Below are 26,199 nucleotides of genomic sequence, written 5' to 3'. Positions count from 1 at the left end.
GTGGACCACATTCGCGTATCGCAATTGAAAACCCGCGTATCTTTGGTTGTATGCGTCATCGATGCAATTACCTCACAAACTCCTCTTGGCAACACTACCATCGTTTATTTGGAAGGCATCCGTTCGAAAGCAATTCGTAAATCGAATGGTTCCTATATATTCAACGATTTACCGCCCGGTGATTACCGTCTTATGGTAAGCAACGAGCACTATTTTCAAGAACAAACTCTCATCACAGTAGGAACAGGCAATTTTATAGAGGTTGTTCAGTTAAAGCCGCTGCCTTCTTATCCTTTTTCGCAAGGAACAGGACTTATCCGAGTCATGCTGCAGGATGCAGCCGGAGCTCCTTTGAGGGATGCCCAGCTGCAGGCGATGATTCTATCGGAAGAGTGTGCCCGCGCTCGAATAATGGTAGACCAAGTCGACAAGGGAGCACTTGAAGTAACACTGGGTTCGTTTACAGGTGTTATTGCAGTTGGAGATTCTTACTTGCTTCGAGGACGAGGCCCTAAAGCTGCCGAAGAGCAAATTCGAATCGCCCAGGTACTGGAGCATCAAAAGCGTTTTCGTCTAGAGAAAAAGCTGGCTAAAGTATTTACTAGAGGTGCACTGCTGCTGCCCATCCAAGAAAGCCGAGTTACAGAAAAAGGAGAGGCCGTTATTGCTTTTCGCGGCAATCGGGTTCCGTCCTTTCAGACAGAGTTGACTATTACATACGGTGAAGATCGGCGGCATATTATGAAGGAAGTAGTAGTAGCAGAAGGAAAAACTACGAACCTTGGCATCATACGGCTCACTTAACCCTAATTAGTAGAATGGACACGTCCATCTTCTATACAAAAATGACAAGCAGAAAGGAGAGAACTGGTTTCATGTCTGTGGCCGTATTGATTTGCAAGAAGTGCCATCTGACTGAACTGGGGAACAATGGCTGACTATTTATCACCTGGAGTCTATGTGGAAGAGTTTGACAGCGGGGCGCAACCGCTTGAAGGTGCAAGCACAAGTACGGCCGGGTTTATAGGGCTTGCGCAAAGAGGGGAAATTGAAGGTGTCCCTCAATTGGTTACGAGCGTAGCTGATTTCCATCGTTTATTCGGCAGCTACTTGTCCGAGAATGAATTCGGTGAGTATCGTTTCCTATCTTATGCGGTTGAGCATTTCTATTTAAACGGGGGTTCTCGCTGTTATGTCATGCGTGTAGCGCCAACTGACGCTAAGGTAGCAACGAACAAAGCGGCAACAAACAAAGAATCCGCGATTCTGGAAATCGCTTCCAAGAACCCGGGAACATGGGGTAACCAAGTTCGTGTTGTGGTTGTTCCGTCCAGTAAAGCTAAGACGCAAATTTATGAAGTGCTGAGCGAGACCCAATATCGAGTGAAAAATAATGCTGGCTTCAATGTCGGTGATGTTGTTGCCTTCGAGGCCGCTGGCCAAAAGCAATACAACAAAGTTGTTTCTTCCCAAGATAACATTATTGAGCTTGCTGAAGCGCTTGATGGAGATGTTGTGGATAGCGGTCTGCTTCCATCCAAAGTGTTAACAACTAGCGAATTCACGTTGCATGTATTTTACGGCGATGAAGCAGAGACTTATGAGAAAGTGTCCCTAAACATCTCTGCAGCGAATCACATTGAGAAAATTGTTTCCCGTTCGAACATCATTACGGTGAAAGATTTGACAGACGGTAAGGATCTTGGTGCTGTTGCTCCTTTCGAAGTACTCTCTGGTGAGAGTGAAACGGTTGGCAAATTCCAGATCGCATTGTCTGGCGGAAGCAACGGTTCAATCGCGCAAGTGACTCCTGATATCTTCATGGGTGTAGACCGTGGACCTGGTAAACGTACAGGGATCCAGTCTTTCATCGACAACGATGTTGTTAGTATCATCGCGATTCCAGGTGTAACTGAGCCTACGGTTCAATTATCTCTCGTAGCGCATTGCGAAAACCTGGGCAGCCGTTTTGCCGTTCTTGATATTCCGCGTGAGAAAACAAAAGTTGCCGATGTCATGACGCACCGTAACATTTTTGACAGCAGTTACGCAGCGATGTACAATCCGTGGCTTCAAGTGTTCGATCCATTAGACAAAAGAAATATATACATACCGCCATCTGGCTCTGTTATCGGTATCTACTCCCGTTCTGACCAAACACGTGGTGTTCAAAAAGCGCCTGCCAATGAAGTCGTTCGCGGTGCAGTTGGTCTTGATTGCCAATATAACAAAGGTGAGCAAGATATCCTGAACCCACAAGGTGTAAACTTGATTCGTGCTTTTGCCGGACAAGGTATTCGTGTATGGGGTGCTCGTACAACGTCGTCGAACGGCTTGTGGAAATATGTGAACGTGAGACGTTTGTTCATCTTCATTGAAGAGTCCATCAAGAACGGCACGAACTGGGTCGTATTCGAACCGAATGATGAACAGCTGTGGGCTCGTGTACAACGAACCATTGATGCGTTCTTAACTCGTGTCTGGAGAGACGGTGCCTTAATGGGCGGAAGTCCTTCCGAGGCGTTCTATATCAACATCGGACGCAGCACAATGACGCAGGATGATATCGACAACGGTCGACTTATCTGTGTGATCGGGGTAGCTCCGGTCAAACCTGCCGAGTTCGTCATCTTCCGCATTACTCAGAAAACAAGAGAAGAATAGTCTGTCAAAGTGTTAGATATTTCTCATATTAGGAAAGGGGTATTATATGGCTGGCGAACGTAGGGATCCATACCGCAATTTTAGATTTAGAATTGAAGTAGAAGGTATTCAGCAAGCTGGTTTCAGCGAAATCTCTGGATTTGACGCATCCTTGTCGGTAATTGAATACCGCGAAGGAAACGAAACTATTACGCCACGGAAGCTTCCGGGACTTGCGAAATATGGCAACATCTCACTAAAGTGGGGTGTTACTGACTCCATGGACATGTATAACTGGATGTCGGAATCGATTCAGGGGAAAGTTTCCCGCAAAACGGTCACGATCATCGCAATCAACGAAGAGGGCGCAGATGTAGCGACTTGGCAGGTTATTGAAGCATGGCCGTCCAAGTACTCTGCTCCAAGCTTCAAAGGTACTGGCAATGAAATTGCCATTGAGAGCCTAGAGCTTGCCCACGAAGGCATGACACGCACGAAGTAAGGCAGCACTAGAGTAGGCGCCGGAGCATGAAGTCTCCGGTTCCTAACTCTTCTTTTTTTCATAATGCTAAGGGGGTAACATCATGGCTTTCAAAACGGAATATGAATTCGAGCTACCTAGAGGATATGTGGATGATAACGGTACGCTGCACAAGAGAGGCGTTATGCGGTTAGCAACAGCTGCGGATGAAATCCTACCCATGCGTGACCAACGCGTCCAGCAAAATCCGGGCTATTTAACGATCATCTTACTTACTCGTGTGATTACCAACCTAGGTGATCTGCGTGCGATTGATACACGTGTGGTAGAGAAGTTCTTCACGGCCGATCTAGCCTTCTTGCAAAACTTTTATCGTCAAATTAATGAAATGGAAGTGCCGAGAGTACACACAAGCTGCCCGAAATGTGAGCATGAGTTTGATGTGGACGTGTCTTTTTTGGACGAGATGGCGGGGGCATAACGGGTTATCCCATTGACAAGATCTATGAGGAAGCGGGCTTTATAGCTTACTACTTTCATTGGACGCATGATGAAATCATGTCAATGGAGCACCGGGAGCGCCGAACGTGGTGTGAGGAAATTTCCCGCATCAACCGCAACCTGAACGACGATGGTAAAAAGCAGCCTGACAATCCGTTTGATGTGTTCGGTAAGAGGTGAGTAACAAGTGAAACAGTCCAAAAACGAGTCCAAATTGCATAACGTAGGCGGCGCATTCCGGTTCGAGGTAGAGCTTGACGGACTCATCGTCGGCGGTTTTTCTGAAGTAACAGGCATGAAGTCTGAAACGGAAGTTAAGCCCTTATGGGAAGGCGGCGTGAACACGCACCCCCACTATATGATCGAACATACGAAGTATCCTAATATTGTGCTAAAAAGAGGCATCACCACTTCCAGCGAGCTCTGGGAATGGTACAATGGTGTCGCCCAAGGCAAAATAAAGCGTAAAAATGGCTCCATTATTCTACATAACCAGGCAGGTACGGAGATGTGCCGATGGAATTTTTTTAGTGCTTTTCCGGTGAAATGGAACGGACCTGATTTGAATGCCAGCAGCGGTAACGTAGCTATCGAGTCGATCGAGCTGGTGCATGCCGGTTTGAAAACCATTTTCAAAAAATAAGTGTGAGCAAAAAACTCAGTAAATGCTTACGATGCTAGTTTTGCTAAAGCAAAACTCAGTATATGCTTACGATGCCAGTTTTTCTGGCGAAAAACTCTTAGGGGGATTGTTTATGAAATCTCGACAATCGCATAAACCCCGAGTGAAGAGAACCAAGGGCATATTGCAGATTTCTGCTGCTAGCAGTAGTTCTGCAGGACGTGCAGCTAGGGAGTCCAAACAGTTTGCATCCGGCATTATGGGCAAATACGGATTTTGGCGTAACAACTATTTAGGTTTGTTAGCTCTTATTTTTAAACAAAAAGGAATTCTTACGGATAAAGAATTATCGACCTTAACGGATTCGAATGATCAATCTTGGGCTATCCAGTTACAACTGCAGCTGCAAAGTTTACAGCATCCCGAATCAGCGCCGCTTATTACGAAAAAGCATACGATTCGTCAGTTACAGCAGTTGATTGCGAATAGTGGTTACAGGCTTCCTTCACAGACGACTGTTGATCATTTATCAAGCCAATCGGATTCACAATCGTCTCACCAACAGATGCAAGTGCTTGCTGACAAGCAGAGCAAGAAAAAAGGACGAAGAAGCAAAAAGAATGCGGAACTCTCCGTAAATCAAATGAATCTTCAAGCTGCCGCTGCTCATGAGATTTTGGGTGAGAAGCAGGCGATGCCGCCAAAGAAATTAAATTCATTTAACTACGTTAACAAAGGGGATTCACCGTTAATCCAGCGGTCTATTCGGCAGATTACCGCTTCCATTGGGATGCTTTCTCATACCCAAAGCAGTAACCCGAATCAACAATCGCACTCGGTGAATAGACCTCAACATACAAATTTACATACGCAGCGCTCAAACGTGCTTAGAGCTGCACCTATGGATAATCATGTGCAAGTAGTCAAACATGTGGATGCTATTCGGCATACATCGCAATGGATAGAGCAGTTCCAAGAGGGGAAAGCGAGCGCTGGTTTACCTGATGCCAAGGCTGGTCATTCTGCAATTGCTCCTTCTATGGTATCTACAATTGGGATGCAGCCTTCTTATCAGTATGCTGCCAAGCTCTATTTAAATGGTGTGGGCCAAACACAAACGCTGCATGAGCAAAGACTTCCGCAGTATAATCACTCATTGCCTAAGCTTGGTGAGGGGCCATTTTCGAAATCGGAAGCACCTGCTTCTGTGCATTTTATTAGGAGCTTACTTGTCAGAAATACGGCTAATGCCAGTGACGAGGAGTATGTTTCGCCAACTGCTCTATTGACGCCAATAGGAGAGCCGAAGAGTAATGGGAATCGTAAGGAAGATGCTTCGACGGCCAGAGGCTTCCTGGCTGCTAGTCAGCAACCATTAGCTATTAATGCAGCGCGGTTGACTTCAACATTGCCTTTTGCTATGCATGCTTCAACATCAAGGGGAGCCCGGCAGAGTGTGCCGCATGTTTGGCGTAAGACGAATGAGCAAGTGGAAGGTTTTGGACAAGAGCGACTAACAGCTCAAGCGGTGCATCAAGATGATGCTCTGGCTTCAGTGAGAAGGCAAGAGCAAGAGGATCTAGTAGAGCGAATTCGTGAGCTAGAGCAGGAAATAGTGCAAGTTCAAACGCAGGAACGATTGCAGGAGCGAGATCAGGGTAACGAGCAAGGGCAAGAACGAGTGCAAGATCAAATGCAAGTAGAAGATCGAGTGCAAGAACAGTCGCAGGAGCGAGATCAGGGTAACGAGCATGGGCAAGAACGAGTGCAGGAACAAATGCAAGTAGAAGATCGAGTGCAAGAACGATCGCAGGAGCGAGATCAGGGTAACAAGCAAAGGCAAGGACGAGTACAGGAACAAATAGAAGAACTTGTACAAAAGCGAGAACAAGAACAGTTACAAGAACGACTGCGAGGGCAAGAACAGGGGAAATCGCAGGAATGGGATCGAGCTCAAGAGAATGAGCAGATTCAAGTGCATAATCAGGTGCAAAATCGAGCTCAGGATCAAATACAGGATCAACTGGATCAGGTACAGGATCGAGTACCGAATCAAAATCCAAACTATGATCAAGTACGGAATCAAGTGCAGCAAGAAGAAATTAAACACCAATCAGTGCAGCTAGAGACAAACACTTCTGCGGGTCAAAAGCTTGAGATGGGGACTGGGCAGCAGCCATTTTCGGAAGCTATCTCATTTGAAAATTGGGAAACTCGTTCAAGTAACAAGAGAAATCGAGGTTCGTCTATGATGGAACGCCTCATCAAGCTAGTTACTAAGCAAGTGGCTGAGCAAGGTATTGATGCAACTCCACGTGCAGAGGCTGCTTTTCCTTCCCAGATACATAGAAAACCTAGTGTGATGGAAAATGGACTAGAATCTGTTGTGAAAATTCAAAGCAACGAGAAATTGCTAAAGCAGTTGGTCCAACGACAAAAACAAAGACAAAACTCTTCTAATGATTCATTTGTTGGGAGTATACATACAGTTCCACAAAATAAATTAAAGGTGATCTCCGATCATCAAGCAATGACAACTCACATTCCGCGGATTATGCGCAGGGAGAATATCGTGCAAAGTAGTGCTGATAAGCTCCTTTCTATCGCGAGATTGGCTGCGAATCCTAATGCGGAATCGAGAATGCAGTCAAACTCTGAGGCAGTGACACTACAACCAACTAGGATTACAGGAACAGCTGCAAAAGCGCAAAGGAAAGCGGAGAGTGCACAACTATCATCCAATCCTAGTGCCAATAGAGTGACACTCCAAGCAGGAAGTCCCCGTGAGGGATACCTGGCTAGTCTGCAAGCCAGTTCTTTTTTACAAGATTCACAGCGTGTCCTCCGAGCTGCTTCGAAACCTGAAGAGCAAGATGAAACAAGCATGAAAACAGGGAGGAATTTCCCAATATCTGCGAGGTCAGCGATACTTAGGGTCCCGACACCAGATTCGCTGAGTGTTATGAAGTCGCTTGAGGGATATCGAGCTAGCTTGCAAGCCAGCTCGCGTATACAGCTGCAAGAAGTTGGGCGTGTATTTCGCAAGCCGGCAGGGACCGAAGTAAATAGTGAGCTAAGGAAGCAACAATCTGCGACACAAGAGGAAGAAAAACAAACTCCTGTGCGAAGCATACGCTCTACTCCAACTTTAGCTTCTGAACTAGCTGCAAAAATGGCCGAATCCAGTGTCAAAAAAAAAGGAACAAGCCTGAACTTTGCATCAGATGCTAAAAGGAAAGCTGATTCCGAGAATCAACTTCAACTTGATGGTATTCGTGCTAGCCTGCCAGCTAGTGCTCGTGCTCTTAAGCAGGAGGCTCGGCGGATTTTTCGGACTCCTGTTGAGTCAGCAGGTTCGGGACAGTTAGAAGAGGGCAGACAACAGGCAAGGTTGAACGAAGATAGATTCGGGACTAAGTCGCAGCGGGGCATATCCTCCCAAAGTTTAGCTTCTGAGATAGCTACAAAGGTAATTGAAAGCAGTTTGAAGAAGATTGGTCCTAGTCTTACTGTGAATGCAGGTCAAATAGGTGTACATCGCAGCTTCTCCCGTGATACTGAGTTATCAGAGCCAGCTTCCATTCGTGCGATTTGGAGGCAAGCTGAAAAAGGGCGGATAGGTGAAACGGGAACGAATATAGAGGCAGTTAGGGGAACCATCCGAGAAAGAGCCAGTGAAAAGCTGGGTAACACAGCTAGCAGCAAAGTTAGTAATGAAGTTACTAACAAAATTAGTAATGACAATACAAGTAATGAAATAGCAAACCATACCTCACTGGAACTTGTTAGAGGAACCATAAGCCGAGCCTCCGTGGACATGGTAAGAAGAACAGGCGGGCCGACGGGAATCGATCGAGTAAGAGAACAGCAAGCAGCGATACAAAGAAAGATCGATTCTGAGGTAATGACGACGATTCGAACAGGGATAGGCGAGGCCAGACAATCGATGACTCAAACGGGGACGGGTGAAGCAATGCCCCGACAGATGAAGACTCGGACAAGTCAAGGAGAAGCCGGACAAATAGCGGATGTTCGCACAGGTGCAAGAAAAACCAGTAAAACGTTGGAGTATCGAGCAGCAGGCGAAGAGGTTGCTGGGCAGACGACGAGTCAGACTGGCCGAGCCGTTTGGCGCAGGGCGCAAGTCGAGCATGTTCAGAGACAAGTCACTGTCGATGACGGCGAGCGCGAGCTGCAGGCAGGGAATGGTTCGGAGAATCGAGTGGAAGCCGGCGGCTTGCAGTCAGATTCAGCGGAACGAACCATCCGGGCTAGAGTGAGCGCGCTGGAAGAGGAGCGCGCTCAAGGGGTTGAGGCTGCTGCCGCTTCGCTGGCAGCAGGTAGTGCAGGCGGCGCGCGTGCTGCGAACGCGTCGATAGCTCGCCAGCCCTTGAGCATGACACCGCGTGTCATGCCGATGCTGGCGAGCAGCGCAGGAGCGCTTCGCGCTGCTCCTGCGGGTAGAGCTGCGGCTTCGCCTGCCGCAGCGATGCACCACCTGCCCGCCCACGGGACGGGCAGCTTCACCCAGGCGGCTGCCATCGGCAGCGCCGCCGCAACAGCTGCTGGCGCTCAGCGCAGCGCCAGCATAACCCACAGCAGCAGCACAAGCATGGCTGCTGCAACAAAGCCGCTGCCCACGCAGGTGCAGCGGCAAGCACCGACCGGCAGCGAGCCGAACGCCGGCCAACCAAACCAAAGCGTGCCGATGACTATCAGCACGCAAGCGGCGAGGCAAATTTCCTTAGCCTCGCAACAGCAGCAAACCACGCTGGAGCACAAGCAAACTCCAGCCGCAGAGATCAGCAGCGCGTTTGCCGAAGCGCCGCTGGAGATGGACTGGCTGCGCACCAAAGCAAGCGCAGACGAAGCACCTACCCCAGCAGCGCCGGTTCCTCAGGCGGCGCCGGAGTTAAGTGCGGAGCAGCTGCAGGAGCTGATGAAACAGCTCCCGCAGCTGGACATAGCCAAAATCGCGGACAAAGTGTACCGCGAAATTGAGAAAAAGATGAAGTTCGAGCGGCAGCGTCGAGGCATCTAATTATTTTTATCGTGAATCGTTAATAACGTTAAGTATATAGATAAAAGCAGAAAGGACAGAAACCTATGGCGCTCAAGAAAGCAATGATTATCGTTCACAAGGGAAGCAAAACAGAAAATGTACAAGTGATGTTCAATCCAGGTGAATATAAATTAGACACGAATAACAGCTATTCTTGGAAAACAGTGCCGGGTCTGTCCATGCCCATCGCACAATTTGTGAGCGGAGGGACAACGACGCTGACCATGGATTTTTATTTTGACACCTACGAAAAAGGGACGGACGTTCGTCTGCTTACGAAGAAAATCTCAGGTCTTCTGGATGTCGAAAAGGAGATCCATGCACCGCCGCTTTGCAGGTTTGTTTGGGGTTCACTGGATTTCAAGGGAGTTGTTGTGGGTGTTAATCAACACTTCACGATGTTTCTGGAAACCGGAGTTCCGGTTCGTGCCAAGCTGAGCGTGACCTTTAAATCCACGCTAAGCAAGAAAGACCAGCTTAAGCAGATACCCCGCCATTCATCCGACCGGACGAAGCTGAAGATGCTGAATCAAGGGGAACAGCTTTGGATGATTGCTGCAACGGAATACGAGGATCCAACCTTATGGCGAGAAATCGCCAAAGCCAATCAGATTGATAATCCAATGAAAGTCGCAACGGGACGCCGCATTTCGGTCCCGAGGCTGGATTAAGCCGATGCCCTTAGAATTAGAAACGAGCTCTTTTCCCTATGACGACTTGGCCAAAAAGTACAAAGATTTTTATGCGCCTTCCTATCTAATTAGCGTAGATGGAACGAAAATATCGGACACGATTGCCATTGATATTCTTCGCGTTGAAACGTCTATCGATGGAACGGCAGACTCCTTTTCGTTTCGGATTGCGAATGCGTACGATATTACCAATAATGAGTTCCAGTGGCTGTCTACGTTCTCTTTAGGCAAAGCCATTGAGATCAGTTTAGGTTATGTAGACAAAATGACCGCTGTATTTTCGGGACAGATAACATCCGTTGTTGTTGATTTCCCCGAAGAGGGTGCTCCTGGCCTCGTTGTGCGGGGGATGGACATTTCTTATCTCATGATGAAAGGGACCAAGTCTCGCTCGTGGAATAAGAAGAAATATAGTGATGTTGTTGAGGAAATTGCCAAAACGTATGGCTTCAAAACACATATTGATGCAACGACGACGGAATTTCCTGCGCTTTCGCAGAGTCAGATTAATGACTATCACTTTATTCAAAATTTAGCTAATTTGGTTAACTATGATTTCTTTGTTGTGGGGAAGAACTTATATTTCCGTAAGCCGCTGACGGCGATGACGGCATTGATGACGCTTGAAATGGGGAAAACCCTTCGCAGTTTAATGATTGACATGAATTTAGCCGAGCAAATCACGGGTGTAACCGTTCGGGCCTGGGATAATAAAGAACTGAAAGTGATCGAAGGTAAATCAGCTAGCATAACGAAGCTGGGTTCAAATAGCAAGACGGGCAAGGATATCTTGGCATCTAAAGGTGATTTCGTCGAGCATATGTACACGAATGTGTCCTCCGTGGAAGAAGCGAAAAGCTATGCGAATGCAATCCTGAATCGCCGGGCAATGAAGCTGATTAGCGGTAACGGGGAATGTATTGGGATTCCAGAGATTCGCGCCGGCCGATACATCAAACTCAGTGGTGTTGGGAAATCATTCGACCAGCCTTACTATATTACCGGGGCTACACACATTTTTGACGATGAAGGCTATACAACACGGTTTCAGTTGGGAGGAAATGCGGTCTAATGTTTAAAACTCCCGATATTACCTTAGGTGGCGTGTCTGATTTTGCCAGTCAGAAATTTGGTGGCGTCATGGTCGCCATTGTAACGAATAACACTGATCCTGATAAAATGGGTCGAGTGAAGCTCAAGCTTTCCATGCAGGAAACAGAGACCGAAACGGATTGGGTCCGCATCGCGACGTTAATGGGCGGTAAGGAAATGGGCAGTCTCTTTATACCTGAGGTAGGGGATGAAGTCTTAGTCGCTTTCCATCTGGGAGAGCTGCGAATGCCTTTCGTCATCGGCACGCTGTGGAATCCGAAGAATAAGCCTCCTGCGCCCGCGGATAAAAATGATTTGCGCATGATTAAATCACGCTCCGGACATGAACTCTCTTTTAACGATAAAAGCGGTGATGAGAGCATGAAGATTAAGACGAAAAAAGGCCAAATTATTGAGTTGAAGGATAAGGATGAGAGTATTTCGATCGCGGATTCAAGCGGGAATAACAAGATATTGATCAAGGGCGGCTCGGCCAATGAAATATCGGTTGTGAGCCAAACCTCGAAGATCACCTTGAACGCCAAAGGCGAGGTCAGCATTGAGAGCACGAAGGAAATCAAAATCAAATCCACCCAAATTAGCATAGAAGCTTCTGCCACGATGGCTCTGAAGGCTGGGGCAACACTGGACCTGAAGTCCGACGGTATCATTAATATTAAGGGCAGTATGGTCAAAATCAACTAACGGGAGGAGCGTGACGAGGTGTCGGAAGCATTTTTGGGACGAGGTTGGAAATTCCCCATTCAGGTCGATCCTGCAACAGGGCGAATCCGAATGTCTGAGTATGAGGAAGACATCGCCGAAGCGATCCGCGTTATTCTGGGAACCACACAAGGGGAGCGGGTAATGCGCCCGAGCTTTGGGTGTGGTGTTCAGGAATTTATTTTCGGATTAACGGACGATACAACGCTTCATTTACTCCAAAGTAATATCGAGGAAGCCATACGGAACTGGGAACCTAGGGTTCATGAAGTCGATGTACAAGCCATACCGGAAGCAGATGACCCTGCTAAGGTGATGATTCATATTTCTTATTTGGTACGGACGACCAATAACTTATTTAACCAAGTCTATCCGTTTTATTTATTTGAAGGATCGAAATAGAGAGGCTGGCTGCGGAAGCGATGACGATACGTACAGAGAGGAGGTGGAGCTGTGCAACCTCCCAAAATTGATTCCAGAGATTTACCCGATTTGATCGCGCAAATGAAGGAAATGGCGCCGTACTATACGCCGGAGTGGCGGTTCACGCCTGAAAATCCGGACCCGGGTTCCGCATTGTTTTTGATGTTTGCTGATATGTTTCAAGACAATATCAAACGGTTGAACCGAGTGCCTACGAAAAATTTGATATCGTTCCTCAACATGTTTGATGTGACGCTGCTTCCGGCCCGTCCGGCTCGAAGTTACTTAACGTTTGCCCTGAACGAGGGTACGAAGGAGTCCGTGTTCATCTCGGCAGGCACGCAAGTCGCCGCTGCAGCAGAAGAGGGCAGTTTCCTGTATGAGACAGCACGTAGTAGCTTGTTGACACCCGCGTTACTAACAGATGTATACATGACGAGCCGCAAACAGGATATGATCATTCGCATATCCGATGAGTTCGTCACGGCATCTCGGCAAGGATATGCAGCGCCGACGGCGCTATTCCGTTTGCAGGATGGCGACAATTTGCAGGAGCATGCCATTTATTTGGAGCACAGCTCTCTTTTCACCGTGTATAATACGGCTCGTATTGAAATCGAATTCCGTAACTCGAAGCGACGTTTTGATGAACTTTCGATGTCCAGCCAATTGGCGGATCCCGAGCTAACCGAGTGGCTGTATGCTACAGCGGAAGGCTGGAAGGCTTTTGACCACGTAGAGGCTAAGGGGAATCGGGTTATTTTAATGAAAGCAGTGGCAGGTGAGATTGCTCTGCGAGAAGTGAACGGGACATCCGGACGCTGGATACAATGCCGTTTAAAGCCGCTCATAAGCGGTGGTAAAACGCTGGCAGACAGCAGGCTGTCCATGGACCATATTTCATTTAAAACGGATTATGTCGATACACTGGAAACAGGCGGCGTTCGGCCTGATCAGATGTTTTACAATGATATTGGTGCGGACCCATCGGGGTTTTATCCGTTTGGTGATCAGTTTGCGCTTTATGGTTCTTTTTACATCGGGAGTCAGGAAGTATTTACGAAAAAAGACGGCGATATTAAGCTGAGTTTTGGGCTGCAAGCGATTCAGAATCGGTTTCAGCCGGAACTGACGGAACAAGTCGATTGGAAAATGGTAATGAAAAAATCCAAGTTCGATAAGCCGCCAGTTACGCACGTCACCGTTATGGAGGTTGCTTGGGAGTACTGGAATGGGGCAACTTGGTTGCGGCTGGATGTGGGGAAGGAAGCAGAAAAGCTGTTTTATTATCCACAGGAGCAGAAGGTGCGTAAAGAAATTAACTTCCGCTGTCCGGCTGATCTAGAAGCGACTTATGTGAACGGCAATGAAAACTGCTGGATCCGAGCGAGGATTTTACATATTGAGAATGCGTATGTGGCGCAAGCGATCTACCTTTCACCTTGGGTGGATGATGTATCCATAACCTATCAGTATGATGATCGTTTGTACCCAGCCGAACGTTGTTTAGCACTGAATAATACGGTGTTTGAGGATCGGACTCGGCATAGCCGTCAGTTAGAGGGCGGGTTTGAGCCCTTTCAACCGTTGGAGGGCCGTCATCCTGCCTTGCATCTTTCTTTTGATACACCGCCTGTTAAAGGCCCAATATCGATGTTCATTTCGGTGAAACAGCAGCGTTTCTCGGAGCAGGACATACCATTACTTGAATGGGAGTATTTGCGAGCTGGTTTGATTCCGGGAAGCCAAGCCGAATGGGCAGCGCTCAAGGTTATCGATGATACTAACGGTTTGACCCAGAGCGGTACCGTGCAGTTCGTTGGGCCATCTGATTTTGCAGGAGCGTCGTTGTTTGGAAAAGAAGGTTACTGGATTCGTGCGGTTAATCGCGATGATAAATATGATGATAGTTCCGGTCGGGTACAAATTCCAACCATTCAGGGCCTGTATATGAATACAGTTCAAGTGTTTCAGCAGGAGACGATTATCGGGGAAGTTCCCGATTCCAAAGGGCTGGAAGAAACGGAATACCAGCTAGCCAGAAGCGGGATTGTCTCCGAAGAGGTATGGGTGGATGAGACGGAGTTTGTGACAGAAGAGGAAATCGCTGAGTACGAACGTGCAGGAGCGCCTCTTATGGAGATAAGTCGAGATTCTGAAGGGAATTTACTTCAACTTTGGGTTCGTTGGACAGCTGTTCGCCAGATGGCGGATTCGGGCAATCGAGATCGTCATTATATGATCGATCGTACGTTTGGACGTATTCGTGTAGGTGACGGTATCCATGGCATGCGTCCGCCAAAAGGTGGTCTAGAGCAGCTGAAGGTAACTTATCAAGTTACGTCAGGACAAATCGGAAACGTAGGGGCTAGGCAGATTAACCAGATGCAGGACTCTATTGCTTTTGTCGGTGAGGTTTATAACCCAGAACCAGCGTCAGGCGGCTGCCAAGCCGAAAAGCTGGAGTCGGCCTTGCAGCGCGGCCCAGAAATGCTAAAGCATCGTGATCGGGCCGTATCGTCCAAAGACTACGAGTGGCTGGCGCGTGAGGCTTATCCGAACATTGCAAAAGTCACGTGCATTCCTAATCGTAACGCCTATATGCACAAAGAAATTGGGGCTATGACTTTAGTGGTGCTTCCAAAAGAAGGGCAAAAAGGAAGCTCCGCGTTTCCAGAACTGAAGAAGCAGGTAGAAAGGTATATTCTACAGCGGGCTTCCAGCCTGGTTGCTTTCCCAGAACGGCTGCAAGTGATTGAGCCGGTCTATATGGAAATTTCCGTTTCAGCGATCGTTGCTGTTGAGGGAATGGACGCTATAGTAGCTACCGAAATTCAGGCGTTGGAGAAGCTGAACAGATTCCTCGATCCGCTAACCGGCAATTTCGACGGCAAAGGCTGGCAAATTGGTCAACAAATCCACCCTTCCGTTTTCTACGCGTTGTTGAAATCAATTCGAGTAATCAGTCATGTAGAGAAGCTTTACATGACCGTATATAAGATTGAGGACGGTGAGCGTACGGAACTCGACGTGAACCGCCTCCCGGCGCTCCCGCATGGGATCATTGTGAGCGGTAAGCATAAGGTGGTTGTGAACGCGTTGTAGTGAGGGAGTCGAGGAGGGGGAAAGCAGGGGCCTGGGAGCCCGGAACCCCGGAACCCCGGAACCCCTAGCAATAAGCGAAGTACGGGGTTACTGACGAAAGGATTTCGGGAAATAAGAGTCTTTTAAGACTGCTATTTTCTGTTTTTAACCTAGATTTGCTGTAATAGAAGCCCCTAGAGACTCCTATTTCAGCAATTTCATATAAAAAGAGGGGATTTATCAGAAATAAGGGTCCTTAGAGACTGTTAATCAGCAGCTCAAACGGAAAATAGCGATAATAGGAGCCTTTAGAGACTTCTATTTGGTTGGTTAGGGATATTCTACATCGCTAAAGTTGGAATAAATGAGCTAGTTGGTGGGTTAGCGATGTTTTAAATCGTTAAAGTAGCTGATGAGTGGTTGTGAGAGAGAGTCGAGCAACCTTAACGATGTTTTGCATCGCTAAAGTTGGAATAAATGAGCTAGTTGGTGGATTAGCGATGTTTTAAATCGTTAAAGTAGCTGATTAGTGGTTGCACAGGAGAGTTGGACAATTTTAACGATGTTTTGCATGTCTAAAGTTGGAATAAATGAGCTAGTTGGCGGGTTAGCGATGTTTTAAATCGTTAAAGTAGCTGATTAGTGGTTGTGTGGGAGAGTTGGGCAATTTTAACGATGTTTTGCATCGCTAAAGTTGGAATAAATGAGCTAGTTGGCGGGTTAGCGATGTTTTATATCGTTAAAGTAGCTGATTAGTGGTTGCGAGGGAGAGAAGAGCGACTATAACGATGTTTTACATCGCTAAAGTAGGACTAAATGAGCTGGTTGGTGGGTTAGCGATGTTTTATATCGTTTAAGTAGCTAATTGGTGGTTGTGAGAGAGAGTCGAGCAACTTTAGGGATGTTTTACATCGCTAAAGTTGGAATAAATGAGCTAGTTGGTGGTTGTGAGAGAGAACTTTAACGATGTTTTGCATCGCTAAAGTAGGAGTAGATGAGCTAGTTGGTTGGGATTAGTAATAATCGAAGGAGGTGAGAACAAGTGTTGCCAATACCTAATTTGGATGATCGTATGTTTGAACAGATGGTGCAGGAGGCTCGGAAGTCGATACCGAAGCTTTTTCCGGAGTGGACGGATGAGAATGAACATGACCCGGGGATTACGCTGCTGGAATTGATGTCATGGATGACAGAGATGCAGCAGTATTACCTAAACCGAGTGACGGAGCGCAGTGAACGGAAGTTCCTGAAGCTGCTTGGGATTAGCCCTCGTGAAGCCGTTTCTGCGGTTTGTGATGTGGCGTTTGCTGGTTTACAGCAGCCGCTTGTGCTCCCGAAAGGGACACCGCTGCAAGCGATGGACCAGCGGTTTGAGACACTAGACACGGTGCATCTTGTTCCATCCGAGCTTGAGAAAGTGCTAGTCCGTACGGAGACGGCGGCAGGTGATTTTACATCCAATAATCACGCTAAGATTGCTTATTATGCTTTTGGACCTGAAGCGCGTAAGGGCGCGCATTTGTATCTCGGTTTCGATAGAGCGCTGCCTGAGCAAACGGAGATCTCGATCTTCTTTAAGTTATTTGACCGCTATCCGGTAACAGTGGGTCATGGTGAAGATGGGACAACGCCAATGATTTCGTCTGCTAAGGTTGCTTGGACGTTCGCTGGGGCCGGGCAGCAGGGGCAAAGCGAAAGCTGGCTGGCTATCGAACAGATAAGTGACTCAACGGTTCATCTGTCGCAAAGTGGCGAGCTCCGGTTTCGGATCACGTCGGAGATGAAGCCGATGGCTCTTTACCCTGCGGATGATCGCAGCCGATTCTGGATTTGCTGTACACTCGAGGAGGACGGCTATGAGCTGTCTCCGAAGATTGAGAAGGTTAGTCTCAATTCGGTGAAGGCGGCTGAGCAGGAAACTTTCAGCGAAGTCACTGCTTTTGACAGCTCAGGTGAGCCTGACCAGAGCTTCGAGGTAAGCTCGTATCTCGCTTACAACGGCCTGCACACTGTGCAGGTGCAGGACGAGCAAGGGCGCTGGCGCGACTGGCACATCGTCGCGGAGCTCGAGGACTGCGAGCCGGATGATCTCTGCTGCCAGCTGCAGCAGGACTCGGCTCAGCGCACCACCCGTCTGCGCTTCGGCGACGGGGTGAACGGATGTATCCCGCCGCAGGGCCCGCAGCGGGTACGGCTCATTGCCTACACGGCCGAGTTCGACTATGGCCGTTTTGTCGGGGGCAGCAAAGGTCTGCCCGGGCAGACCTTTGAAATCAGCCGTGGCCGGATGTACAAGCCCAGCAGCATGCTGCTGCAGGTTGGCTACCGGCCACGCGGAGAGCACGACGTCGTTTGGGACGACTGGCAGTCCGTGGATGACTTCGATAATTCGAAGTCCACGGACAGGCATTACGTCTACGACGCTGCAGCAGGGACGATCTGCTTCGGCAATAACGAAGCGGGTCTCACTCCGCCCAAGTCCGTGGAACCGAACATTCGGTTCCTGGCGCTGCAAGCGGGCGGGGGCGTTCGAGGCAACGTGAAGGATGGCCTCGTGACTGGCTTCACGGATACCAAAGGCGTGCGTGTGACGAATCCGTTCCCGGCGCGAGGCGGCCTCGAAGCGGAGACGCTCACGCAGGCGAAGCTTCGCGTGCGGCGCGAGCTCGATACGCCGACGCGGGCCGTGACTGGCGAGGACTACGAGGCGATCGCGAAGGCGACGCCGGGTCTGCGTGTCGCGCGTGTGAAGGCAATCCCGCTGTACAAGCTAGGTATGCGGGATTATCCGAAGGTCAAAGCGCCTGCACAGATGACCGTCGTGGTCGTCCCTTACAGCGAAAGCGATAAGCCGAAAGCAGGCAAGGGCTTCTTGCAAACGATCAAGCAGCATCTAGATCGGCATCGTCTTTTGACCACAGAACTACATGTGATTCCCGCCGAATATATTAAAATAACGGTTCACGCTGTCGTGGTGATGGAACCCAAGCACAAAGATGAACAGCGCCGAATCATGCAAGAGCTCAGACTATTACTGCAGCCGATGGATCATGGGCAAGGTTCAGAAGGCTGGCGTTTTGGCCGGACTGTCTATAAGGGCGATATTTATGGCGTTATTTCCCGGATTAAAGGGGTTGTCTATGTGCAGGACATTTGGATCGACGCTGAAGGCACAGGCTTCCATAAGGATGGCGCTGGCGACATTCATATCCCGCCTTATGCTTTGGTCTATTCCGGTGATCATGAAGTGGAAACCATTAGTCAGACGGATTTATAAGTCCTTATTTAGGAAAAGAGGTGTCGAACGATGCAGGATGGACAAACGTTTTTTTCACTTAACAAGCCGCTTGACTGGGAACAAGGATATGAAGCCAATATTCATATGCAGAGCGAAGGATTTTCGATTCAGCAAACAGAAAAATACAGCATTCACCGCATCGTTCGCACAGACGAGGTGGAAGGCATTCATCCTATTCAAGAGATGACGGTTGGGCCAGGTCGGAAGCTTTTTTTGCTAGACGAGGCTTCGAATGTGTGGATTTATGATGATGAAAGTCGCCACCTCGAGTCGTTATTTCGTCAGGGTCATCAGTTGTTTAGTCATCAAGCGTTGCTGGCTTCTATGTCAGATCTTCTGGTGATAGCAGATGCTCACGTTGAAAGCGAAAGAAGACTTGCGGTTTATTCGATTTCCAATGGACAGACCATGTGGGCCATCCATGATTGGGAAGGACTTGAATTATTTCCCCTCTCGGTTAATACGAGATTAACAACGGCAAATTCACTTTACGCGACGGTCCCTTTGGACATTGCGGTTGGTATGAATGGAAGTCCCGAAGTTCCTAAGGGCGGCCGGATCGGCATTGTACAGTGGAACGCGGCAGGTGAAGTGGTGCATGTGTATGAACATGAAACGCTCCGTCTGGAAGAAGCGGCTGAAATTACTGCACTTCGAGGACGTTATTACACCGCTGCTGCGGGTGGTAAATTAGTTCTATTGGATGCACAGCTCAGAACGGTAACGGTGTTCCATGAGGACGGTCGGGAGCCGTTTCATTTTAAGCTGGAGCAGGAAGGGCGCTTTGCCGGTATTTCCATTGATACGAATCATAATATCTATATAGGGGACAGCGGATACGCACAGCAAGAAGGAGTAACGGAGCGGTTTATTCTAAAGTTTCGCGAGAATGGCGAGCAGTTTGATAAAGTAACGAGCTTTCGAGGGCGAACGGATAAATTGCTGCATGATGGGCGCAATCGGTTGTATGTTTTTGATCGGATAAGCGGTCAGATTAGCCTGCTTGATCTTCGTGCCCGAACGATGCTGCTAGAGGGGACTCAGCTTCCGGAGGCCATCTATTTCTCAGCTGAGCTGGATACGACGGAGACGGAGACACAGTGGCATAAGATTCGTCTAGATGCCGATATTCCGGAGGAAACGCAGGTTCGTTTTTCCTGTTTTACATCGGATGAAATTGAAGGATTCATTGATGGCGAATACGTAAATTATACGGGCTATTTGACGGATCCAGGCATTCCAATTCGAGATAAGCTGGCTGCTACGCGAGACTTATGGTCGGAGCCCATTTTGAATCCGAAGGATGCTCTTCTGATGAATGCGAGAGGCCGGTATCTATGGTTCAAAATCGAGCTGATTGGCAGCGAGCAAAAATCACCTTACATCCGAAAGCTTCGGGTCTACTTCCCGAGAACGTCACTGATTGCCTATTTGCCGCCGATTTATCAGCAGGACGAGGAGCATAGCCCTTTTCTGGAGCGGTTTCTGGCGATGTTCAGCACGTTCTTTGACGATATGGAGGATAAAATAGACCGTATTTCCTCTCATTTCGATCCGGATGCGGTATCCGGCACTTATCTGGAATGGTTGGGCCGCTGGCTGGCTATCACGGATCATGAGGCATGGGGCGAAACGAAGCTAAGATTGCTGATCAAACAGGCTCCTGAGCTTTATAAATTGCGGGGAACTCGTGAGGGCATGATGAACATGCTTAAGATTTACACAGGGTCTGAACCGTTTTTGTTGGAATATTTTCAATTTAAACAAATGCAGGAGACGTCGGAGCTGCGGCAGCTTTTTGCCCAGTTATATGGGGATAATCCTTATTGCTTCTGTATTATGTTAAAGCCTGAATTCGTTCAGACTGACGCACAGCGGCTAACGATTGAGCAAATCATCGAAGACCAAAAACCAGCTTATACCGAAGGCAAATTAATCGTTCTACAACCGTGGATGTACGCGGACATGCATACCTATCTGGGCATTAATACTTACTTATCAGAGCCAACCTTGTTAACGCTAGATCAGCGTTCGTCGATGCCTTACAATACGGTGCTGATTGACGTAGATCGTGATAAACGAATGGACATACATACGCGCTTGGAATTGGATTCCGAAATCGAATAAACGAAATGAGCCTTGGAAGGTGAGGGGATACTTATGAAAAAAACACGCTATTACCCGTTTGAGCGCAATCGGTATTTCTATGGAAAGCTGCTGACAGTAAGGGATTTCGAGTCTGAGCAAAAGTATTTCAACGATAAGCGCAGAATGATGAACCGTTTGCTGCATGGTTCGGGTGTACTTACAGGTCTGCAGGTTGTCGCGGTCGATGAAAAGTCAGTTTCTGTAGAGATGGGAGCTGCGATTGACGCGCTTGGCCGGGAAATTGTCGTGCCTTCTCCGATGACATTGAAGCTATCGATGATGGACGGTTTCAGCAATAATCAGTATGCCAAGAACGTATACCTATGTATTGCCTATGACGAAAAAGAAAAAGAACCCGTTCACGCGGTCGCTAATTCTTCTATTCGTTCCGACGAAATTAATGACTATAATCGCGTTTTGGAAAGCTACCGCTTGTTTATCCGGGAAGATGCGCCAGATCCAGCCTCACTGCCTTTGGCAAATTTGTCCGATCAGACGGTCGTACTTTATCAAGATACTCACGTTCGCGTGCTTCAGACAACACCTCGTTATGTAAATCCGGGTCAACTCTTCGAAATGAAGCTGCGCTTCGAGAAGACTCTTAAGGCCGGCAGACTATCTTTTCAATATGAGCTGGCTGCTGAACGCGTAGAGGCTATTGAAGGAACAACGATTGTGTTCCAAGAGCCGCAGGATGGGCAAGAGAGCGAGTATGAAATGAAGGTGCTTTTGCGAGCGGATAGTACGGCTTCCGTGAAGGGCACGATTGGCGTTCAGGTGAATACGGCCGTTTTGAAGTTGGATGACAGGCAGTTGGAGCTGCAGACTCAAGCTGTTGGCGAAGTGCAGATTATTGGCGAATCCGTGCGGGAGCGGTTGATGTCGGACTTCGTGAAACAATCTTTGGAGACTTCTTTAGAAGCTCCGTCCGAGCCTTGTATTTATTTGGCTAAAATATGCCTTGTCCAGGTGGGACCAACCTATGTTATTGAAAGTGTCGAGCAAGTACCATTTGGCGAATACGTGTACAATTCTTCGGTCATGTACAGGCTTGGCAAAGCGAACGAGTACCGCGAAGAAACCTCCGGTCAGTTCGTAACGAAGTCCAAAGTGAAAACCTTGGCGCCAGGACAGCCTCCGGAATTCAAGGTTAACTTCAATAAAGCGATTAGCGAGCTTTCATTCGATTTAAGCATTCCAGCAGGCGGCGGCAGCGGCATTGCGGGGATGCTGAGCGGTGTTGTGGACATTCCGATCGAGCCTTTTACGAAGATTGCTGTGTCCCCATTCGGAAGAGCGACCAAAAGCTTCTTCTCCGGCGAAATCGCGCACGGACTCGGCGAGGGCAACGTGCTGATCATCACTAGCTTGGAAGAGAGCAGCGGTGAAGCTTTCTCTGAAATGCTATCCAGCGGGGACCGCGTATACGGCGGAGCCTCGGATGTGTTCAAGGGCAGCGAGTTTGAACCTGATGCGCCCGAAGTGAAGATTGGCACAATAGCCTATCCACAAAAAGGCACATTCCGTATTGGTGTGAAGGTACAGCAAGCTTCTGAGCCAGGGAATGTACGTGTGCGTTGGTGGGCGTATAGCGCGGAAATGGCCAGTACTGCGCGTAGCGGGGCAAGCAGTGGCGTTGATTCACTAGATGAAGCACTGTCGGCTATGAGAGAAGCGGCATCTGCGGGCAGCGGGGCTGAGTAGTACGAATGTACTCTCTCCTATAGGACATAGGAGGAGTTCGTAATATGGATGGTTCGTTAGGCTCAAAGGATTCACAAAAAAAACACGCCCAGTGAGGCGTGTTTTTTTGTGTTTGGTGGAGTCTCTGTAGAAACCCGGAATTTTCCAAAAGCTTAAGATCAATACGCTTAGATTCGCCGCAGTTCCTCTTTAACATATTGCATTAAAAGATTTTTGGATGATGAGGTATATTCCGTGTTGCGTAATTGCAACAGGCCGACCGGGATGGATGAATCCTTCAGTTCGACGTGTATTTTCACGACATTCGGGGGTAATGTTGTGGAATCAAGAACGGCTCCTACGGAAGGAATTTGCTGAACGAACCCGGGAATAGCCGAAATTTTGACTCACCGTATATAGAAAAGGAGTTTCGGTGTAATGAGAATATTGCTTTGATAACCGCAGGTAATATAAGCAAGTATTTCCACCAACGAAGTGAAAAGAGAACGGTCTGACCGAAAACTGATCGAAGCGTTGACCCACCTTGCATTTTACGCCGGATGGCCGCGCGCCGCCTCTGTGATTCAAGTTGCGAAGGATATATTCGAGGAAAATACAGAAAGACGGGATAAAGGGCAGTGTAACTAACCATTGCGGGAGCGCGCATCACTGGCAGCGATGCGTCAGGAGTTCAGCCCTCGTGGACTGCCGCTTGCGGTGGACAATATAAAAAATAAAGAGAGTGCTATCTTTGTTTATAAATTAACCTCTAATACATAATAGAACTGTGTAAACGTCAAAAAGCCCCTCCATCTTTTCAACAAGTTGGGGGGGGCTATTTGACGTTTGTAGAGAAGCATGGCTTTATATCTACCATAACGACACACAATCATCCCAAATTTTTTGTGTAGTGTGTGAGACTTGTCAACCGGATCAGGATCCCGTATTAGGTGCTTTGATTTGGCAACAACGAGCTGACTATCATTGACAACGTTTGCTTGTATACGGCATGAGCCGATTGTACATCTCCCAAGTGTCCACCCATGTAAAGATGAATAACGCCATGGAGCGAGGCCCAGACTATACGTACAACCGATTCCGTATCATACTGGCCGGGAATCAGTCCGTGCTCTTGTGCATGGTTAATCACGGTTAATAATTGCCGCATGGCTGTTACGGTGCCATGCATGCTTTCCTCGTCAGGTTTGAAATTTCCAAAGGCTCCTCCGAACATCAGCTTATAATAGCCGGAGTAACGCTGCCCGAATTGCCAATAGGTTTCGCATAAATTTAGAAAATACTGTACTGGATTAGCAGTTTGCGGCGTCGCCTCGAATTCATAAGCGAGAAGCTTACACCCTTCTAGATACAACTGCTGAGCCAAGCCCTCTTTATTGACAAACAAGCTATAAATGATTTTTGTTGAGCAGTCCATTTTCTGTGCTACTTTTCGCACAGTAACGGCTTCTGGTCCCTCTTCTTGCAAGAGTGCTGCCGCAGCATCAACAACGAGCTTACGCAGATTTTCAGTATTTTGCAAACGAGCTTCTTGGTAGGTTTTCAACAATCGTGTGTTCGCAGTGGAAGAAGTATCTTGGTCATCGCTCATCATCTTCACCTTCGGTTATCGTGTTTTCGTCAGGAAACAAGGTTTCCGACTCATACCAGAGATTTTATATAGTTGTTGAGTAGTTGTCAATGTGACGTTGGATATTCAAAGATCATATTGACTTTTTAAAAATGGGTGGTTACAATGAATTTATTCAGAAACACTGTTACCGAAAATGAAGATTCTTATTTTTCTTCGGAATCGGCGATTACTTCTAAGTAATTGGTAACACTGTTTCTTTACTAAAACGTTGTATCTAAAAGGAGACTAACACTATGAAGATTCAAGGAAAATGGACGCTTGTCACTGGAGCTTCTTCCGGGATTGGAGAACAATTCGCGAGACAACTAGCTAAACAAGGCAGCCACTTGGTACTCGTGGCTCGATCAACGAATAAGCTTGAGAGCCTGGCAGAAGAGCTTAGAAAGAAGTATGGCATCAAAGCTGAGGTTATCTCAATGGATCTTGCGAAAGAGGGCGCGCCCAGCGAGTTATATCGGCAATGCCAACTTTTGAATGTGGATATCGAACTACTGATTAACAATGCAGGATTTGCTACACATGGTTTGTTTGAACAAGTGTCAGGTGAGCGTCAACATGAAGAAGTGATGCTCAATGTCGCCGCTGTTGTAGATATGACCCACTTGTTCTTGCCGGACATGTTGCGCAAAAATTCAGGCGCAGTTATCAATGTGGCTTCAACTGCTGGATTTCAGCCGCTTCCCTATATGGCCGTATATGGGGCGACGAAAGCTTTCGTCTTATCGTTTACTCAAGCGTTATGGTGGGAAAACCGCGACCGAGGTATCAAATTCTTCGCACTTTGTCCCGGTTCGACGGACACCAGCTTCTTTAATGTTGTAGGAACAGAAGAAGCCTCTGTCGGAAAGAAAGATACGCCGGAAAGAGTCGTAGAGGTTGCTCTTCGTGCGTTGAAGGAAGGGAAAATATATGTCGTTCCGGGTGTGCAGAATTATATCGGGGCGCAGTTATCGCGATTCATAACACGCAAGCAAGGTCTTCGACTTGTTGGAGGCATGCTTCGTCCACGCGGAGGATCCGGCAATACTAATAATTATAAGAATACAGGTAATCAATCTGATCTTGCAGGGAGGACAATTCGATGAAAGCTATACAACTGACAAACGGCTTCGGCTTTGAGGAATTAACCATAACGGAGCTCGAGATTCCAACACCAGGCCCCTATGAGGTGCTGATCCGCATGAGGGCAGCTTCTCTGAATTACCGGGATCTAGTGATCCTCAGCGGATTAATGCCAATTGAAATCAAATTTCCCTTCATTCCATTATCAGACGGAGCGGGAGAGATTGTAGCCATTGGCCAAGGAGTAACGAGGTTTCAGGTCGGAAATCGAGTAGCGGGTAATTTGCAACAGCGATTCATGGCCGGTAATCCAAGAGCAGAAGTATTAAGAGACAGTCTAGGGGGTCCGTTGAACGGAGTAGCGGCGGAGTATGTCGTTCTACATGAAGACGGAATCGTACATATTCCCGATCACCTCACTTGGGAGGAGGCTGCCACCTTGCCGATCGCGGCATTAACCGCATGGAGCATGCTAATCGAATACGGTGGTTTGCAAGCGGGGGATACCGTGCTGCTGCAAGGAACAGGCGGGGTTTCTATCTTCGGGCTTCAATTCGCTCTTATGGCTGGAGCACGAGCGATCATCACATCGAGCAGCAACGACAAGCTAGAACGAGCAAAAGCTCTCGGTGCATGGCAAACGATCAACTATTCGGAAGTTCCCGATTGGGATAAAGCAGTGTTAGAACTGACTGGCGGCGTGGATCATGTTCTGGATGTTGGAGGAGCGGCAACGATGGTTAAATCCATAAATGCGCTTCGCATTGGAGGAACCTTGAGTATGGTCGGGTTCTTATCGGGCTTGACCATTCCAGAATATGATGTCACGGGCATCTTGCAGAAAGCCGCAACGGTTCGCGGCAGTCAAGTAGGCAACCGGAATCACTTTGAAAATATGAATCGTGCGATTGCCCATCATCGTTTGCATCCCGTCGTCGACCGTGCATTCCCTCTAGATCGAATTGGAGAAGCATTCGCGCTCTTGGCTGAAGGAAAACAATATTTCGGAAAAATCGTAGTCCAAATTTAAATCT

18 protein-coding genes are annotated in these 26,199 nt (G+C 48.0%); 17 read left to right on the top strand and 1 reads right to left on the bottom strand.

The window, feature by feature from the left end; genetic code table 11:
* The 15 genes from AC58U0_RS02115 (at position 1) to AC58U0_RS02045 (ending at position 22,473) form a co-directional block, all read left to right on the top strand.
* Complete coding sequence (locus AC58U0_RS02115) at positions 1-804, top strand: peptidase associated/transthyretin-like domain-containing protein (RefSeq protein WP_497377378.1); 804 nt, start codon at positions 1-3, stop codon at positions 802-804.
* Between the two features lie 126 nt (positions 805-930).
* Positions 931-2,664: a phage tail sheath family protein gene (locus AC58U0_RS02110; protein WP_060645982.1), complete on the top strand. Its 1,734-nt coding sequence runs from the start codon at positions 931-933 to the stop codon at positions 2,662-2,664.
* Between the two features lie 46 nt (positions 2,665-2,710).
* Complete coding sequence (locus AC58U0_RS02105; protein ID WP_057304094.1) at positions 2,711-3,145, top strand: phage tail protein; 435 nt, start codon at positions 2,711-2,713, stop codon at positions 3,143-3,145.
* A gap of 82 nt (positions 3,146-3,227) precedes the next feature.
* The gene (locus AC58U0_RS02100) at positions 3,228-3,605 is read left to right on the top strand and encodes a hypothetical protein (protein WP_057304095.1); all 378 of its coding nucleotides are present in this window, start codon (positions 3,228-3,230) and stop codon (positions 3,603-3,605) included.
* The gene (locus AC58U0_RS02095) at positions 3,602-3,805 is read left to right on the top strand and encodes a DUF6760 family protein (RefSeq protein ID WP_079410461.1); all 204 of its coding nucleotides are present in this window, start codon (positions 3,602-3,604) and stop codon (positions 3,803-3,805) included. The genes AC58U0_RS02100 and AC58U0_RS02095 overlap by 4 nt, the downstream gene beginning before the upstream one ends.
* 7 nt (positions 3,806-3,812) lie before the next feature.
* Complete coding sequence (locus AC58U0_RS02090; RefSeq protein ID WP_171642337.1) at positions 3,813-4,268, top strand: phage tail protein; 456 nt, start codon at positions 3,813-3,815, stop codon at positions 4,266-4,268.
* A gap of 112 nt (positions 4,269-4,380) precedes the next feature.
* Positions 4,381-9,288: a hypothetical protein gene (locus tag AC58U0_RS02085; protein WP_497377376.1), complete on the top strand. Its 4,908-nt coding sequence runs from the start codon at positions 4,381-4,383 to the stop codon at positions 9,286-9,288.
* Between the two features lie 65 nt (positions 9,289-9,353).
* Entirely contained in the window at positions 9,354-9,980 is a 627-nt protein-coding gene (locus AC58U0_RS02080; protein WP_057304097.1) for a CIS tube protein, read from the top strand.
* 4 nt (positions 9,981-9,984) lie between these two features.
* Positions 9,985-11,073, top strand: a complete 1,089-nt coding sequence (locus AC58U0_RS02075; RefSeq protein ID WP_497377374.1) for a phage late control D family protein — start codon at positions 9,985-9,987, stop codon at positions 11,071-11,073.
* Positions 11,073-11,798 (top strand): phage baseplate assembly protein V, encoded by a 726-nt coding sequence (locus tag AC58U0_RS02070; protein ID WP_057304099.1) that lies wholly within the window; start codon positions 11,073-11,075, stop codon positions 11,796-11,798. Before AC58U0_RS02075 ends, AC58U0_RS02070 begins: the two co-directional genes overlap by 1 nt.
* An 18-nt stretch (positions 11,799-11,816) precedes the next feature.
* The gene (locus tag AC58U0_RS02065; protein WP_057304100.1) at positions 11,817-12,218 is read left to right on the top strand and encodes a GPW/gp25 family protein; all 402 of its coding nucleotides are present in this window, start codon (positions 11,817-11,819) and stop codon (positions 12,216-12,218) included.
* A 51-nt stretch (positions 12,219-12,269) separates the two neighbouring features.
* Complete coding sequence (locus tag AC58U0_RS02060; RefSeq protein WP_497377373.1) at positions 12,270-15,344, top strand: baseplate J/gp47 family protein; 3,075 nt, start codon at positions 12,270-12,272, stop codon at positions 15,342-15,344.
* A 1,021-nt stretch (positions 15,345-16,365) separates the two neighbouring features.
* Entirely contained in the window at positions 16,366-18,600 is a 2,235-nt protein-coding gene (locus AC58U0_RS02055; RefSeq protein ID WP_497377372.1) for a putative baseplate assembly protein, read from the top strand.
* A gap of 30 nt (positions 18,601-18,630) precedes the next feature.
* Complete coding sequence (locus AC58U0_RS02050) at positions 18,631-20,748, top strand: phage tail protein (RefSeq protein ID WP_497377371.1); 2,118 nt, start codon at positions 18,631-18,633, stop codon at positions 20,746-20,748.
* Positions 20,749-20,781: 33 nt separating this feature from the next.
* Complete coding sequence (locus tag AC58U0_RS02045) at positions 20,782-22,473, top strand: hypothetical protein (RefSeq protein WP_497377370.1); 1,692 nt, start codon at positions 20,782-20,784, stop codon at positions 22,471-22,473.
* A gap of 925 nt (positions 22,474-23,398) precedes the next feature.
* On the opposite strand, the gene AC58U0_RS02040 is transcribed toward AC58U0_RS02045, so the two are convergent.
* Positions 23,399-24,061: a TetR/AcrR family transcriptional regulator gene (locus AC58U0_RS02040; RefSeq protein ID WP_497377369.1), complete on the bottom strand. Its 663-nt coding sequence runs from the start codon at positions 24,059-24,061 to the stop codon at positions 23,399-23,401.
* 275 nt (positions 24,062-24,336) lie between these two features.
* Here AC58U0_RS02040 and AC58U0_RS02035 point away from each other — a divergent pair, with 275 nt between their 5' ends.
* The gene (locus AC58U0_RS02035) at positions 24,337-25,188 is read left to right on the top strand and encodes an SDR family NAD(P)-dependent oxidoreductase (RefSeq protein ID WP_497377368.1); all 852 of its coding nucleotides are present in this window, start codon (positions 24,337-24,339) and stop codon (positions 25,186-25,188) included.
* Entirely contained in the window at positions 25,185-26,195 is a 1,011-nt protein-coding gene (locus tag AC58U0_RS02030) for a zinc-dependent alcohol dehydrogenase family protein (protein ID WP_497377366.1), read from the top strand. The genes AC58U0_RS02035 and AC58U0_RS02030 overlap by 4 nt, the downstream gene beginning before the upstream one ends.
* Positions 26,196-26,199: the final 4 nt, after the last annotated feature.

This window comes from Paenibacillus sp. J31P190 (genome assembly GCF_059692075.1).
The sequence above is the reverse complement of the archived record's forward strand: the minus strand, read 5'-3'. Positions and strand labels throughout refer to the sequence as shown.